We start from the raw sequence: 15,918 nt of genomic DNA, 5'->3' as shown, positions 1-15,918 counted from the left end.
TAGCGCCGCCGCCGCCGCGGATCAAGGCCCGCCATCAAGACCCGGGTGAGCCAACGTGCCGCCTGCCCGGGGGCTTGCGAAACGGCAAAGGTGCAGGCAGGAAAGGCCAAAGACCAAGGAGGCCCCATGTCCCGCATCTTCCGCGAAGGTCACCGCACCTTCTACCTTGCCGCGATCCTCTTTGCCATCGGGGCGATGGCGCTTTGGGGCCACTGGATCGCCGCCGGGCTGCGCACCGATCTGCTGCCCAGCCGCGCGATGCCCGTCGACTGGCATGCGCATGAGATGATCTTTGGCTATGGCGGCGCGGTGCTGGCGGGGATCTTCCTTGCCTCGGCGCCGAAAGCGCTGCAGGGGATCTACTTTCCGGCGCTGGCGGGGCTGTGGCTCGCCGGGCGGCTGGCGATCGCCTTTTCGGCCTTCATCCCCGCGCCGGTCGTTGCGCTGATCGATCTGGGCTTTGGCGTTCTGGTGGTGGCGAAGATGGCCTGGCCGGTTGCGCGGCTGAAGAAGCTCGAAACGCTCTCTTATCTGGGCATCTTCCTGCTGCATTGGGTCTCGGATCTGATCATGCATCTGGACTGGATGGGCGTTGCCCCGGGGCTGGCGCCGAAGGGCGCGATGGCGGGGCTGATGGCTTGTGCCACGATGAACGCGGCCTTTGGCGGCAGGCTGACCGCGGGGCTGACCCGCAACGCCATGGTGCACAAGGGCGAGACCGCGCTGCCGCGGCCAAGCGGGCTGGACACCTGGGGGCCGATCTTCACCGCCTTTTGCGTGCCCGCGGCCTTCCTGCCGCCGCGCGCCTTTGGCGCCGTGCTGGTGCTCGCCGGGGCGACGAACCTGTTCCGCGCGATGGGCTTTCGCAATGGCTGGGCCTTCAAGCATGATGCGCTGCTCTCGGGCTTTCACATCGGCTTTCTGTGCCTGGGCACCGGGCTTTATGCGATGGGCATGGCCGGGGTGATGGCGATGCAGATCTATCCGGGCGCCGTGCATCTGCTCGCCATCGGCGCTGTCGCGGGCCTGTCCTCGGCGGTGATGATCAAGATGAGCCTCGGCCAATCGGGCCGCCGCTCGGTTGCCACGGCGCCGCTCAAGGCCGCGGGGCTTCTGCTGATCGCGGCAACCTTGCTGCGCACGCTGGGCGAAGATCCGCGGGCACTGCTCGCCTCGGCGGCTCTGTTCGCGGCAGCCTATGCGGCGATGCTGGTCGGGCTTTGGCCCGCGCTGACCGGCGAGAAACTGCAACCCGGCACGCCGGGGGCGCGGCCCTTGGGCCACGGCCCGAAGATCAGGGATCAGGGCGAGGGCGACCAGGCCTGAGCCTGCGCCGGACCCAGCCGCAGCAGATCGACGGCCCTGGCCCCGATCTGCGCCGCGATCTCCTCGACGGTCCGGGGTTTCAGATAGAACGCGGGCACGGGCGGCAGGATGATGCCGCCCATTTCCGTCACCGCCGTCATGTTGCGCAGATGCGCCAAGGTCAGCGGCGCCTCCCGCGCCAGCAGGATCAGCGGACGGCGCTCCTTCAGCTGCACCGAGGCCGCGCGCGTCAGCAGGTTGTCATCCAGCCCATGGGCAACGGCGGCCAGCGAGCGCATCGAACAGGGCGCAATGATCATCCCCGCAACGGGGCAAGACCCGGACGCGATGGCCGCGCCGACATTGCCGATCGCATGCACCTGCGCCGCCATCCCCTGCAGTCGCTCGAGCGCGCCCATGTCGATCTCGGTCGCGAAGGTCAGCTTCGCGGCGGAGGAGACCACCAGATCGATTTCCGCCCCGACCTTGACCAGCGCCTCGGCCACGGCAAGCGCCAGAAGCGCGCCAGAGGCGCCGGAAACCCCCAGAACGACGCGGGCATTCATTTCACACCGCCGGGGAAATGGCGCTTCAGCAGCGTCTCGGCGAAAGCCGTATCCTCGGGGCGCATCTTCATCACCGTGCCCCATTCGCGCGTGGTTTCCGTGCCGATCTTGTTCGTCGCGTCAATGCCGATCTTGCCCGCCAACCCCTCGATGGGCGAGGCGAAATCGAGATAATCCATCGGCGTGCGGTCCAGAATGACGGTATCGCGCGCCGGGTCCATCCGCGTCGCCATCGCCCAGGCGATGTCGTCCCAGTTGCGCGGGTCGATGTCCTCATCCACCACGATGATCATCTTCGTATAGCTGAACTGGGCGAGCATCCCCCAAAGCGCCATCATCACCCGCTTCGCCTGACCGGGGTAGCGCTTGGCGATCTGCACCACGGCGATGCGGTAAGAACAGGCGGCAGGCGGCAGGAACAGATCGCGGATCTCCGGGATCTGCTGGCGGAAGACCGGCATGGCAAGCTGGTTGAACACCTCGCCGATGATCGCGGGCTCGTCCGGCGGCCGGCCGGTGTAGGTGGACAGATAAATCGGGTCCTTGCGATGGGTCAGCGCCGAGACGCGCAGCACCGGGAAAGGCTCGACCGAGTTATAGTAGCCGGTGTGATCGCCAAAGGGGCCTTCGGGCGCGGTGTCATTGGGATGAATCCAGCCCTCGATCACCATTTCGGCCTCGGCGGGCACCATCAGCGGCACGGTTTTCGCGGGCACCAGATGGCTGCGCGCGCCGCGCAACACGCCCGAGAAGGTCAGTTCCGACACCTGTTCAGGCAAGGGCAGCGCCGCCGAAAGCAGCGTCGCCGGATCCGCGCCCAGCACCATCGCGACGGGCATCGGTTGCCCCGCGGCAAGCCAGCTGCGGTGATGCGCCGCCCCGCCGCGATGCGCCAGCCAGCGCATGATGATGCTTTCGGGCCCATGCAGCTGCGCGCGATAGATGCCCAGATTGTAGCTCATCACCGCATCGGCGGCGCTGCCATAGGGCCGCGTGATCACGACAGGCCAGGTGAAGAGCCGCCCGCCATCGCCGGGCCAGAGCTTCTGCACCGGCAGATCCTCCAGGTTCAGCCCCTTGCCCGGCTCCAGCACCACATCCTGCACCGGGCCTTTCTTCGAGACATTCACCCGCGTCGAGAGCGCCGCCTTCAGCATCGGCAGGCGGGAAAAGGCATCGCGCATCCCCTCGACCGGAGCGGGGGATTTCAGATCCGCCAGAAACTGCCCAAGCTCGGGCACCTGATCGAGCCGCAGCCCCAGCCCCGCGGCCACCCGGTCGGTGGTGCCGAACAGGTTCGTCACCACCGGAATCGCAGAGCGCGCCCCCGAAGGCAGCACCGGCGCGTCAAACCGCAAGACCGGCCCGCCCTGTTCCAGCACCGCGCGATGCACCGCCGACATCTGCAGATCGGTCGCGACAGGCTCGGGGATCGCGCGCAGATCGCCCTTCGATTTCGCCCAGGCAAGGAAGGACCGCAGATCGGTGAAAACGGGCAGGCTGCGCATGAAATCCTCCGGAAGGTCTTGGGTCGGCTAGCATCCCCGGTTAAAGAGAGGTTTGACATTGATCAAGTTGCCGCATTGTGAGCCGCGTTAAAGCGGCTCATCTAGCGGAGGGGCCATCCGCCCGACGAAAGGAGCGCCATGTCCGACCATGACCAGACGATTCCCCGCCTGCCCAGCCTGCTGGGACAGGCGATGCGGCCGCTGCCGCTGGCACCGCTCTCGGTGACGCTCTCGATGCTGGCGCGACGGATTGCCACACGCCACCCCGGGTTGTTCGCCCGGTTGGGGCACTATCGCGAAAGCCGCTTCCTGCTCGACCCGACCGACCTGCCCTTCCTGCTGCTTCTGGATCTGCGCGCGGGCGGCGTGAAGGTCAGCGCGCATCGCACCGCACCGATGGCCGAGGCGCGGATTGCCGGGCCGATCGCGGCTTTCCTTGGCATGATGCATGGCGCCTATGACGGCGATGCGCTGTTCTTTTCGCGCGATCTGGTGGTCGAGGGCGACACCTCGGCCGTGGTCGCGCTGCGCAATGCGATTGACGATGCGGAACTTGACCTTGCCGCCGAACTGGCCGAGATGGCGGGTCCGCTGAAACCCTTCGTGCAACAGGCGGTGAGCCTCGCCGAAAAAGGCTCGGGCGTGGTGCTGCACCGCGTCGATACGCTGGCAGGAGACTGGACATGATGGAACTTGTTTGCCCCGCGGGCACCCCGGCCGCCCTGCGCGCCGCGGTCGAGGCGGGGGCGCATGCCGTCTATTGCGGGTTCTCGGACGAGACGAACGCGCGCAACTTCCCGGGGCTGAACTTCTCGACCGAGGAACTGACCGCCGCCGTGGCCGGGGCGCACAAGCGCGGCGCCAAGGTTCTGGTGGCGCTGAACACCTTCCCGCGCGCGGGCGCCGAAAAGCTGTGGCATCAGCGGCTGGCCGATGCCGAATCCGCGGGCGTCGATGCGGTGATCCTTGCCGATATCGGGCTGCTGGATTACGCCGCGACGCATCACCCGAAGCTGCGCCGACATCTGTCGGTGCAGGCGGCGGCCTCGAACCCCGATGCGATCAACTTCTACGCCGAAACCTTTGACGTGAAACGGGTTGTCCTGCCGCGCGTGCTGACGGTGCAGGAGATTGCCGCGATCAACAAGGAAATCAACGTCGAGACGGAAGCCTTTGTTTTTGGTGGGCTTTGCGTGATGGCCGAGGGGCGCTGCGCGCTCTCCTCCTATGCCACCGGGCTGTCGCCGAACATGAACGGCGTCTGCTCGCCCGCCTCTCACGTCGTCTATGCCGAGGAAGGCCCGGATCTGGCGGCGAAGCTGGGCGGCTTCACCATCCACCGCACGCCGAAAGAGCAACCCGCGCCCTATCCGACCTTGTGCAAGGGCTGTTTCACCTCTGGCGAGCAGACCGGCCATGTCTTCGAAGATCCGGTGAGCCTTGACGCCCGCCACCTGATCCCGGCGCTGGCCAAGGCGGGGGTGACGGCGCTGAAGATCGAGGGGCGGCAGCGCTCGCGCGCCTATGTGGCCGAGGTGGTGCGCGCCTTCCGCGCCGCCACCGATGCGCTGGCCGAGGGCCGCGATCTGCCGCTGGCCGAACTGGCCCGTCTGACCGAGGGCCAGCAGGCCACGGCCGGGGCCTATGCGAAGACCTGGCGTTGAGGATTTGAAGATGACGATGGACCTCACGGTTGGTGCCAACCTGTTTTTCTGGACCACCGATGCGACACGGGGCTTTTACGAACGCCTGCGCGCGGCGCCGGTGGCGCGTGTCGTGGTGGGCGAGGTGGTCTGCTCGAAACGGCTGCCGTTTTGGGAACATGACATCCCGCTGATCGTCGCGACGCTGCGGGATGCGGGCAAGGAAGTGGCGCTCTCCACGCTTGGCCTGATCACGCTCAACCGCGAACGCGCCAAGACCAAAGACCTGTTCGACATGGGTTTGCCGGTCGAGATCAACGATATCACCGCGCTCAAGCACATCCCCGAGGGCACGCCCTTCTGGGTTGGTCCGCTGGTGAACGTCTATAACGAGGGCACGCTGGCCTATCTGGCGCGGCGCGGTGCGACGCGGATCTGTCTGCCGCCCGAGCTGCCGCTGAAGTCGATTGCGGCTTTGTGCAAGGCGGGCAAGGAGGCGGGCGTGGCGGTCGAGGTCTGGGGCCACGGGCGGCTGCCGCTGGCCATGTCGGCGCGCTGCTATCATGCGCGGCTGCATGACCGGGCCAAGGACAATTGCCAGTTCATCTGCGGCGCCGATCTGGATGGGCGCGAGGTCGACACGCTCGACGGTCAGGCCTTCCTGTCGGTGAACGGGGTGCAGACGCTCTCCGCCGCGACGGGCTGCGCGGCCTATTACACCGAGGCTCTGGCCGAGGCGGGGGTTTCGGCGCTGCGGCTCTCGCCGCAGACGGGCGATTTCAACGGGCTGTGCCAAGGCTATGCGGATCGTCTGGCGGGCAAGATCGCGCCCGCCGATCTGGTGGCGAAACTTCTGCCCGAGGCGCCCGGCGGCCGCTTTGCCGATGGCTTCTTCGACGGGCCTTCGGGCTCGGACTGGCAGCACCCGATTTCCGCCTGAGGGCGCAACGGCCCGCAATATCGAAGGCCCGGTCCGCAACAATCGGTCCGGGCCTGCTGATTTGGACGTGATCCAAATCATGCACGCCCTTGCCCGGGCGGGCTAGGCTTTCCCGGTCGGGACACCAGCACCGGAGAAGAGCATGGGCACGCGGCTACGGGATTTGACGCCCCTGATCGTTCCAAACGGATCGCGGGGCAGCACGGGGCCGGTGCGCCGCCAGCATCCCGCCTATGTCTCGCTGACGCCGCCCTGTCAGGCCGCCTGCCCGGCGGGGGAAAACATCCGCGCCTGGTTGTCGCTGGCGCAGGAGGGGCGCTACCGCCAGGCTTGGGAAAAGCTGACCGAAGACAATCCGATGCCCGCCGTGCATGGGCGCGTCTGCTATCACCCCTGCGAGTCGGGCTGCAACCGCGCCGAGGTCGACAGCGCCGTGTCGATCCATGCGGTCGAGCGCTTTCTGGGCGACATGGCCACGCGCGAGGGCTGGGCCTTCCACCGCCTGCGCGATGCCACGGGCAAACGCGTCCTGATCGTCGGCGCAGGCCCCGCGGGGCTTTCGGCCGCCTATCACCTCGCCCGCCTTGGCCATGATGTCGAGATCCGCGAGGCCGGGCCGGTGGCGGGCGGGATGATGCATTTCGGCATTCCCGCCTACCGGATGCCGCGGGCGGAGCTGGCCGCGGATGTGGCGCGGATCGAAGCGCTCGGCGTCAGGATCACGCTCAACCACAAGGTCACGGACCTGATGGCGGAAAAGACCGCGGGCGGCTTTGACGCGGTGTTTCTGGCGATCGGGGCCGGGATGGGCAAGCGGGTCGAGATCCCGGCGCGCGATGCCGCCCGGGTGCTCGATGCGGTGAAGCTTCTGCGCGACACCTCGTCTGCGGCCCCGCCGATGCTGGGGCGGCGCGTCGTCATCTATGGCGGCGGCAATACCGCGATGGATGCGGCGCGCACGGCCAAGCGTCTGGGCGCCACCGAAACCATCATCGTCTACCGGCGCGACCGCGCCCATATGCCCGCGCATGGGTTTGAAGCCGACGAGGCGCTGGAAGAGGGGGTGAAGATCCGCTGGCTTTCGACGATCAAGGAAATCTCGGGCTCCGATCTGCAGATCGAGCGGATGGAGCTGGATGCCGAGGGCCGTCCGCAGCCCACGGGCGAGATCGAGACGCTTTCGGCGGATGCGCTGGTGCTGGCGCTCGGTCAGCAATCGGACAGCGGATTTCTGCAAGCCGTGCCGGGGCTTGCCTTCACGCCGGATGGTGCGGTCGTCGTCGGCCCCGACATGCAGACGGGGGCTGCGGGGATTTTCGCGGGCGGCGACATGGTGCCTGCGCAACAATCGGTGACGATCTCGACCGGGCATGGCAAACTGGCCGCGCGCCATATCGACGCCTGGCTGGCGGGCGGCACGCATCGGCCCGAACCCCCTGCCCCTCTGGCCGGGTTTTCCTGTCTCAACCTGCCGGTCTATGCCGATGCCGCGCAAAGCGCGCAGCGCCGTCTGGCCGAGGCGGCGCGGCTGGGGGGCTTTCAGGAAATCCGCAAGGGGCTGACCACAAGGGAAGCCCGCTACGAGGCGCAACGCTGCTATTCCTGCGGCCAGTGCTACGAATGCGACAACTGCTTTGCCGCCTGCCCGGAACAGGCGATCGTCAAGCACGGCCCCGGCCGCGGCTACCGCATCGAGCTGACGAAATGCACCGGCTGCGCCAGTTGCGCCGAACAATGCCCCTGCGGGGCGCTTGCGATGATCCCCGAGGAGGCCCCCGATGCGTGACAGCAAGGCGGAACAGCACAGCCCCGCCGCGCTTGGGCCAAAGGCGGTGATGGATGGCAATACCGCCGCCGCCCATGTCGCCTATCGGGTGAACGAGGTCTGCGGCATCTATCCGATCACGCCCTCGTCGACGATGGCGGAACTGGCCGACGAATGGGCGGCGCGCGGGGTGACGAACATCTGGGGCAATGTGCCCGTGATTCAGGAAATGCAGTCCGAGGCGGGGGCGGCGGGCGCGGTGCATGGCGCGTTGCAGGCCGGCGCGCTGACGACGACCTTCACCGCCTCGCAAGGCCTGATGCTGATGATCCCGAACATGTTCAAGATCGCGGGCGAGCTGACGCCGACGGTGTTTCATGTCGCGGCGCGCGCGCTGGCCACGCATGCGCTGTCGATCTTTGGCGATCATTCCGACGTGATGGCGGTGCGCGCGACGGGCTTTGCGATGCTGGCCTCGGCCTCGGTGCAGGAGGCGCATGACATGGCCTTGATCGCGCAGGCCGCCACGTTGCGCGCCCGCGTGCCCTTCGTGCATTTCTTCGACGGCTTCCGCACCAGCCATGAGGTCAACACGCTGCGGCTGATCCCCGACGAAACGATCCGCGCGATGATCGACGATGATCTGGTGCGTGCGCATCGGGCCCGGGCGCTGTCGCCCGAAAACCCGGTCGTGCGGGGCACGGCGCAAAACCCCGATGTGTTCTTTCAGGGCCGCGAGGCGGGCAATCCGTTCCACGCCGCCGTGCCCGGGATCGTCGCCGCGGAAATGGCGCGGCTGGGTGCCCTGACCGGGCGGCGCTATGCGCTGGTCGACTATCTGGGCGATCCCGAGGCAACCCGCGTGATCGTCATCATGGGCTCGGGCGCCGAGGTGGTCGAAGAAGCCCTGACCGCGCTGAACGCCACGGGCGAAAAACTGGGCGCGCTCATTGTGCGGCTTTACCGCCCCTTCCCGGGCGCGGCCTTTCTGGCCGCCCTGCCCGCGTCCTGCACGAAGCTTGCGGTGCTCGATCGCTGCAAGGAGCCCGGCGCCCCCGGCGAGCCCCTGTTCCTCGATGTCGTCGCAACGCTGTGCGAGGCGGTCGCCACCGGGGCGCGCGCAACCCTGCCGCGCATCACCGGCGGGCGTTACGGGCTTTCGTCCAAGGATTTCGACCCGGCGCAGGTGAAGGCGGTTTACGACGCGCTGGCGCAAGACGCCCCGAAACAGGGCTTCACCCTGGGCATCACCGATGATCTCGGCTTCACCAGCCTGAGCGTCGATGCGCATTTCAACACCGAGCCGGAAGATGTTGTTCGCGCAGTCTTTTTCGGCCTTGGATCTGATGGCACGGTGGGCGCCAACAAGAATTCGGTGAAGATCCTGGCCGAGGAGGCGGGGCTTTGTGCGCAGGGCTATTTCGTCTATGACAGCCACAAGTCGGGGGCGCAGACGGTGTCGCATCTGCGCTTCGGGCCGCGGCCGATCAAGGCGCCCTATCTGATCCATCAGGCGAATTTCGTCGCCTGCCACCAATTCCCCTTCCTGTCGAAAATCGATGTGCTGCGCGTGGCCGCGCCCGGCGCGACGGTGCTTTTGAACGCGCCCTTCGGCCCCGACACGGTCTGGGACCGCCTGCCCCGGTCCATGCAACAGACGATCCTCGACAAGGGGCTGAAGCTTTTCGTCATCGACGCCAACACCGCCGCGCGCGAGGTGGGGCTGGGGCGGCGCACCAACACCATCCTGCAGACCTGTTTCTTTGCGCTCTCGAACGTGCTGCCGCGCGAGGACGCCATCGCGCAGATCAAGGCCGCGATCAGGAAAACCTATGGCCGCAAGGGCAAACGGGTGATCGAGCAGAACTGCGCCGCCGTCGATGGCACGCTCGCACGGCTGCAGGAGGTGAAAGTGCCAGGCGCCGTCACCTCAAGCTTCGAGCGGCCGCCCGTCGTGCCGCCCCATGCGCCCGAGTTCGTCCGCCGCGTCACCGCGCCGATGATGGAGGACCGCGGCGACGAGATCCCGGTCAGCCTGTTGCCTGCGGATGGCACCTTCCCGACCGGCACCGCCGCCTGGGAGAAAAGGAACGTCGCCGACGAGGTTCCGGCTTGGCGCAGCGATCTGTGCATCCAATGCGGGCAATGCAGCTTTGTCTGCCCGCACAGCGTCATCAGGGCGAAATATTTCGACGAGGACCTGCTGGAAGGCGCCCCCGAGGGGTTCAAATCCGCCCCGGTCAATGCCCGCGGCTATCCGGGCGCGCGGTTCAGTCTGCAATTCCATGTCGAGGATTGCACCGGCTGTGGGCTCTGCATCGAGGCCTGCCCGGCGCAAAGCCCGGTCGAGCCGGGCGTCAAGGCGATCAACCTGACCGAGAAGGCGCCGCTGCTGGACGAGGCGCGGCAAGCGATGGCCTTCTTCGCGCATCTGCCGGTGAATGACCGCGCCCGCGTCGATTTCGGCAATGTCCGAGGCGTGCAATTCCTGGAACCGCTGTTCGAGTTTTCGGGCGCCTGCGCGGGCTGCGGGGAAACGCCTTACGTCAAGCTGCTCAGCCAGCTTTTCGGCGACCGGCTGATGATCGCCAATGCCACCGGCTGTTCCTCGATCTATTCGGGCAACCTGCCGGTGACGCCTTGGACGAAGAACTGCGAAGGCCGCGGCCCGGCTTGGGCGAATTCGCTCTTTGAGGATAACGCCGAATTCGGTCTGGGCTTCCGGCTGGCCGCCGACAAGCATCTGGAGCTGGCCCGAAGCCTTGCGCAGGACATGGCGCCCGAGGTCGGCGAGGAGCTGGTGGCCGCGATCCTCTCGGCGCCGCAGATCCGCGAAAGCGAGATCCGGGCGCAGCGCGAGCTTGTGGCGACGCTGAAGACGCGACTTCTGGCCCATCGCGACGACAGCCGCGCGCAACATCTGATGAGCGTGATCGACCATCTGGTGCGGCGCTCGATCTGGATCGTCGGCGGCGATGGCTGGGCCTATGACATCGGCTATGGCGGGCTCGATCACGTTCTGGCCTCGGGGCGCAACGTGAACGTGCTGGTCATGGACACCGAGGTCTATTCGAACACCGGCGGTCAGGCGTCGAAGGCCACACCCTTGGGCGCGATTGCGAAATTCGCCGCCGCGGGCAAGCGCACCGCGCGCAAGGATCTGGCACTGCAGGCCGTCGCTTACGGCAATGTCTATGTCGCGCAGGTGGCGATGGGGGCCAATCCGCAACAGACGCTGCAGGCCTTCCGCGAGGCCGAGGCCTATGACGGCCCGTCCCTCATCCTGGCCTATAGCCATTGCATCGCGCATGGCTTCGACCTGCGCCGCGGGCTCGATCAGCAGGACCGCGCCGTCGCCTCGGGCTACTGGCCGCTTCTGCGCTATGACCCGCAGCTGCGCGGCACGGGGCAAGCGCCGTTCCGGCTCGACAGTCCGCGCCCGACCCTGCCCTTCAAGGACTATGCCTATAACGAGCTGCGCTACTCCGCGCTGACCGCCACCCGCCCCGAAGAGGCCGCCGCCTTGCTTGACGAGGCGCAGCAGGCGGTGCTTGAAAAATATCGCAGTTACGAGGAGTTTACACGTATGGATGCGGGACCGGACCCGGCCCGGGCCCTGGGCGCGGCCGGAAAGATGTGAGGAGCCCGGAATGGATCTGAAAACCCGCTATCTGGGCCTTGAGCTGCCAAGCCCCATCGTCGCCTCGGCCAGCCCGATGAACGCGCGGCTGGATGTGCTCCAGCAGCTGGCCGAGTGTGGTGCCGGCGCGGTGGTGCTGCCCTCGGTCTTCGAGGAGCAGATCTGGCACGAGCAGCGCATCCTTGATCAGCTGGTCGAACATGGCACCGAAAGCTACGGCGAGGCCTTGAGCTATTTTCCGGCCCAGGCGGCCTTTGCCTTCGACAGCTCGAACACGCTTGCGCTGGTGGAAAAGGCGGCGACGGCGCTGAGCGTGCCGGTCATCGCCTCGATCAACGGCACCACCGACACCGGCTGGACCGACACCGCGCATGACATGGAGGAAGCGGGCGCCGCCGCGATTGAGCTGAACGTCTATTTCCTGCCCACCGATCCGCATGTCTCGGGCGCGGATGTGGAGCGGCGCACGCTCGATGTGGTCCGCGCGGTCTGCGACACGGTGAAGATCCCGGTGGCGGTGAAGATCGGGCCCTATTTTTCATCGCCCGCGCATATGGCCCGGCGCATCGTTGCGGCGGGGGCGAAGGGGGTGGTGCTGTTCAACCGCTTCTATCAGCCCGAGATCGACCCGGTCGGGCTGAGCGTCACGCCCGCGCTGCAGCTGTCGAGCCGCTACGAGATGCGGCTGCCGCTTTTGTGGGTGGGGGTGCTTTCGGGGCGGCTGGGCGGCTCGCTTGCGGCCTCGACCGGGGTCGAAAGCGCCGAGGATGTGGTGCGCTATCTTCTGGCCGGGGCGGATGTGGTGATGAGCACCTCGGCGCTGTTGCGGCACGGGCCGGGGCATATGGAGGTGCTGGTGCGCGGGCTTGAAGACTGGCTGGCGGCGCGGGGAATGACCCATCTGGGCGCGGTGCGCGGCATGCTGGCGCATGGCGCGATCGAGGACCCCGAAGGCTATGAGCGGGCGAATTATATCAAGGTGATACAAAGCTGGGCGAAGGACGCGGACCGGGCGTAAAAAAACGACGCGGATTAACGTCACGGCAAGACCCGGTGCTTAAGGTAGGTGCGCTGCAATGTCTCACCGGAGTCGTCATGTTCTTCCGCCCGAAGCCCGCTACCGAGTCGATTCTCGAAAGAGCCAAGCGAAGCGCCATTGATACGGTGCTTGCGGTTGTCGTCATCGACATCGGCGGCACGATCCGCCATGTGAATGCGGTCTATGCCGAACTGCTGGGCTATGCGCCGGAGGAATTGATCGGCAAGCCCGTGGCCGTGCTGATGCCGCCCGAAGAGGCTGGACAGATTGGAAAAGGGCCGTTCTGGGAGGAGCTGCGCGCGGGCAAGGCGCAGAATGTCACTGTCGCGCGTCGGCGCAAGAACGGCGAGACGATCTGGCTCGAAGCGACCTATGTGCCGGTCAAGGACGACGCGGGCAAGGTCGGTCACATTGTGAACTTCGCCACCGATGTCACGGAAAAGACACGGAACGCGAAACGGATGGAGGCGATGCTCCGGGCCATCCACCGCTCTGCCGCGGTGATCGAGTTCGACCTGGACGGCATCGTGACCGAGGTGAACGAGAACTTTCTCAAGGCCTCGGGCTACACGCGCGCCGAACTGATCGGCCAGCACCATGCCCTGTTCATGCCCGCGGGCAAAGCCGATCTGCCTGACTATGCGCAGTTCTGGGCCCGGCTGCACGCGGGCGAGGTGATCGACGGAGAGTTCCAGCGCGTGGCCAAGGGCGGCAAGGATCTGTGGCTGCGTGCCACCTACAACCCGCTGTTCGGGTTGGACGGCAAGCTGAACGGGGTGGTGAAATTCGCCTTCGACATCTCCGAAGTGAAGCGGGTCTCTCTCGATCAGGCCGGGCAGATCACGGCGCTGAACCGGTCGCAGGCGATGATCGAATTCGACATGAACGGCAACACCCTGACGGCAAACGATATCTTCTTGCGGGCTTTGGGATATGCGTTGCCGGACATCGTCGGCAAGCACCATTCCACCTTCCTCAGCGCGGACGAGCGCGACAATCCCGCTTATCGCGGCTTCTGGGAAGATCTGCGCGCCGGCAAGCCGCAAGTGGGGGAATTCCGCCGGATCGGAAAATCCGGGCAGGAGGTCTGGATTCAGGCCAGCTACAACCCGATCCTTGACGCCGAGGGCAAGCCCTACAAGGTGGTGAAATTCGCCACCGATGTCACCGCGCGCAAGGAGGCGATTCTCGACTTCGAACAGGCCATTGCCGCGCTCAGCGCGGGCGAGCTTGACCACCGGCTCGACCGGCCGATGGCGGCGGAATTCGAAGCGCTGCGGCAGAACTACAACGAGGCGATCCGGCGCATGGCCGAACTGGTCGGCTCGATCCTCGACAGCGCGCAATCGATCCAGAGCGAAACCGAAAGCCTGTCCGGGGCCTCGGCGGAGCTGGGGCGGCGCACCGAAACCCAGGCCGCCTCGCTTGAGGAAACCGCGGCGGCGATCAACCAGCTCGCCTCCTCGGTGGAAAGCTCGTCCTCGGGGGCGCGCAATGCGGCGGGCGCGGTCGGCAAGGCGCGGCACCGCTCGACCGAGGGGCGGCGCGTCGTGCAGGAGACGATTTCGGCGATGAACGACATCGCCCGCAGCTCGGAACAGATTTCGCGCATCACCAGCGTCATCGACGACATCGCCTTCCAGACCAATCTTCTGGCGCTGAATGCGGGGGTGGAAGCGGCGCGCGCGGGCGAGACCGGGCGCGGCTTTGCCGTTGTCGCCTCCGAGGTGCGGGCGCTGGCGCAGCGCTCTTCGGAAGCGGCGCGCGAGATCGCGGAGCTGATCGAAACCTCGGGCCGGCAGGTGCGGCAGGGGGTGGATCTGGTGAATTCCTCGGGCCAGGCGCTGGACGAGATCGACCATCTCGTCGCCGAGGTCGATACGCTGGTGCAGGCGATCGCCAATTCGGCGACGGAGCAGGCGACGGGTCTGGGCGAGATTTCCACGGCGGTGAACCAGCTCGATCAGGTGACGCAGCAAAACGCCGCGATGTTCGAGGAAAGCTCGGCCGCGGTGGCGGTGCTGCGCGATCAGGCCGGGCATCTGTCGGCGCGCGGCGCGGTGTTCCGCACCGGCAACGAGGGCGCGGGGGCGCAGGGCTTCCGCCGCGCCTCGTGAAAAACACCGCAGGCGCGTGACACATACCAAGGGCCGGTCTGCACCGGCCCTTTTCGCTGCTTGGGGATATCGGCCCGGGGGTCAGGTCGGATTGGAACGGCGCCAGCGCAGCGAGGACATCAGGCTCAGCCCGATGAAGACGACGCCCAGAAGCCCGGTCGCCCATTCCGGCACATGCATCAGGGTCTGCGCAAACATCGCCACCGAGAGCACCAGAATCGACCAGAACGCCCCGTGTTCCAGATAGCGGAACTCGCTCAGCGCCTGGCGTTCGACCAGCATCACCGTCATCGAGCGCACGTAGAACGCGCCGATGCCAAGGCCGATGGCGATCAGGAACAGGTTTTGCGTCAAGGCGAAGGCGCCGATCACCCCGTCGAAGCTGAACGAGGCGTCAAGCACCTCGAGGTAAAGAAAGGCGCCCAGCCCGCCCTTGGCGACATCGCCCGAGAGCGAGGCCTTGTCGAGCACCTGCCCCAGCCCCTCGACCGCGAGGAAGGTCAGAAGGCCGGTGCAGGCGGCGACAAGGAAGGTGCCCTCGGTCTTCACCGGCAGCCACCAGGCAAAGCCCAGCACGATCGCCAGCAGGAAACCGACCTCAATGCCGCGGATCGAGGCCCAGGAGCTGAGCCGCCGTTCCAGCGCGACAAACCAGTGCACTTCCTTGCTTTCATCGACGAAATAGCTCAGCGCCACCATCATCAGGAAGGCGCCGCCAAAGGCCGCGATCGACAGATGCGCCTCGCCGATGATGCGCGAATACTCCGCCGGTTGCGTCGCGGCGATGCGAAGCGCCTCGATCGGGCCGATGCCCGCGGCGATGACGACGATCAGCAGCGGAAACAGGATCCGCATGCCGAAGACGGCGATCAGGATCCCCCAGGTCAGGAAGCGGCGCTGCCATTCCGGCGTCATCTGCCCAAGCTTGTTGGCGTTGATGATCGCATTGTCGAAAGAGAGCGAGATTTCCAGCACCGCCAGCACGCAGGCGACGAAGAAGAAGGACAGCGCCCCGTGGGTCGTGTGCTCATAGGTGAAGCCAAGCCACATCGCCAGGGCAAGGCCGACCGCGGTGAACCCGAATGCCCAGCTGAAATAGTGCAAGGTGCTGCGCATGATGTCTCCGTGTTGCCGCCCGGGGGCGCGAGGTGGTCAGCGCGATGTAGGCAGGGGAACGGGACTGTGCAAGCCCCTCGGGCTTCGTCACGATGCGTTGACGCCCTTGCGGGGTGTGCCAGCGCAAAGCGCGATCAACCAGATGGCGACCTGCGCGCCCGCCATCGCAGGCCATGCCCCCTTTTCATCCCATGGCGCCTTGCTAGAGTTGCGTAAGGCCCAGAACCTGCATCACGACCCTGCGTCACCCCGCCACATCTGGACTTATTCCAACTTGAC

11 protein-coding genes are annotated in these 15,918 nt (G+C 66.6%); 8 read left to right on the top strand and 3 right to left on the bottom strand.

The features are described from left to right. Nucleotides 1-126: 126 nt before the first annotated feature. The gene (locus tag AC4PTB_RS08035; protein WP_492192488.1) at nucleotides 127-1,326 is read left to right on the top strand and encodes an NnrS family protein; all 1,200 of its coding nucleotides are present in this window, start codon (nucleotides 127-129) and stop codon (nucleotides 1,324-1,326) included. Here the strand turns inward: AC4PTB_RS08035 and AC4PTB_RS08030 are convergent. Both AC4PTB_RS08030 and AC4PTB_RS08025 read right to left on the bottom strand, forming a co-directional pair. Beyond that, the gene (locus AC4PTB_RS08030; protein ID WP_492192487.1) at nucleotides 1,302-1,871 is read right to left on the bottom strand and encodes a UbiX family flavin prenyltransferase; all 570 of its coding nucleotides are present in this window, start codon (nucleotides 1,869-1,871) and stop codon (nucleotides 1,302-1,304) included. The two genes, AC4PTB_RS08035 and AC4PTB_RS08030, sit on opposite strands and share 25 nt — an antisense overlap. Then, nucleotides 1,868-3,379: a UbiD family decarboxylase gene (locus AC4PTB_RS08025; RefSeq protein WP_492192486.1), complete on the bottom strand. Its 1,512-nt coding sequence runs from the start codon at nucleotides 3,377-3,379 to the stop codon at nucleotides 1,868-1,870. The genes AC4PTB_RS08030 and AC4PTB_RS08025 overlap by 4 nt, the downstream gene beginning before the upstream one ends. 138 nt (nucleotides 3,380-3,517) lie before the next feature. Between AC4PTB_RS08025 and ubiT the strand changes: the two genes are divergently transcribed. From ubiT to AC4PTB_RS07990, 7 genes are all read left to right on the top strand, one after another. Then, complete coding sequence (gene ubiT / locus AC4PTB_RS08020) at nucleotides 3,518-4,066, top strand: ubiquinone anaerobic biosynthesis accessory factor UbiT (RefSeq protein WP_492192485.1); 549 nt, start codon at nucleotides 3,518-3,520, stop codon at nucleotides 4,064-4,066. Beyond that, on the top strand, nucleotides 4,066-5,043 hold the full coding sequence (gene ubiU, locus AC4PTB_RS08015) for a ubiquinone anaerobic biosynthesis protein UbiU (protein WP_492192605.1): 978 nt from the start codon (nucleotides 4,066-4,068) through the stop codon (nucleotides 5,041-5,043). Before ubiT ends, ubiU begins: the two co-directional genes overlap by 1 nt. A 16-nt stretch (nucleotides 5,044-5,059) precedes the next feature. Beyond that, nucleotides 5,060-5,962, top strand: coding sequence for a ubiquinone anaerobic biosynthesis protein UbiV (ubiV, locus tag AC4PTB_RS08010; RefSeq protein WP_492192604.1), 903 nt, complete (start codon nucleotides 5,060-5,062; stop codon nucleotides 5,960-5,962). Nucleotides 5,963-6,104: 142 nt separating this feature from the next. Then, on the top strand, nucleotides 6,105-7,748 hold the full coding sequence (locus AC4PTB_RS08005) for an NAD(P)-binding protein (RefSeq protein ID WP_492192484.1): 1,644 nt from the start codon (nucleotides 6,105-6,107) through the stop codon (nucleotides 7,746-7,748). Continuing rightward, nucleotides 7,741-11,367 carry a pyruvate:ferredoxin (flavodoxin) oxidoreductase gene (gene nifJ / locus AC4PTB_RS08000; protein WP_492192483.1) on the top strand — a complete coding sequence of 1,209 codons (3,627 nt, stop codon included), beginning with the start codon at nucleotides 7,741-7,743 and terminating at the stop codon, nucleotides 11,365-11,367. Before AC4PTB_RS08005 ends, nifJ begins: the two co-directional genes overlap by 8 nt. Nucleotides 11,368-11,377: 10 nt before the next feature. Next, nucleotides 11,378-12,385, top strand: coding sequence for a dihydroorotate dehydrogenase-like protein (locus tag AC4PTB_RS07995; protein WP_492192482.1), 1,008 nt, complete (start codon nucleotides 11,378-11,380; stop codon nucleotides 12,383-12,385). Between the two features lie 146 nt (nucleotides 12,386-12,531). Beyond that, nucleotides 12,532-14,523, top strand: coding sequence for a methyl-accepting chemotaxis protein (locus AC4PTB_RS07990; protein WP_492192481.1), 1,992 nt, complete (start codon nucleotides 12,532-12,534; stop codon nucleotides 14,521-14,523). A gap of 81 nt (nucleotides 14,524-14,604) precedes the next feature. Here the strand turns inward: AC4PTB_RS07990 and AC4PTB_RS07985 are convergent, their stop codons facing one another. Further along, nucleotides 14,605-15,639, bottom strand: coding sequence for a DUF475 domain-containing protein (locus tag AC4PTB_RS07985; RefSeq protein ID WP_492192480.1), 1,035 nt, complete (start codon nucleotides 15,637-15,639; stop codon nucleotides 14,605-14,607). Nucleotides 15,640-15,918: the final 279 nt, after the last annotated feature.

Source organism: Rhodobacter sp. 4.3.4, assembly GCF_058724655.1.
This window is presented reverse-complemented; position numbering and strand designations above follow the sequence as displayed.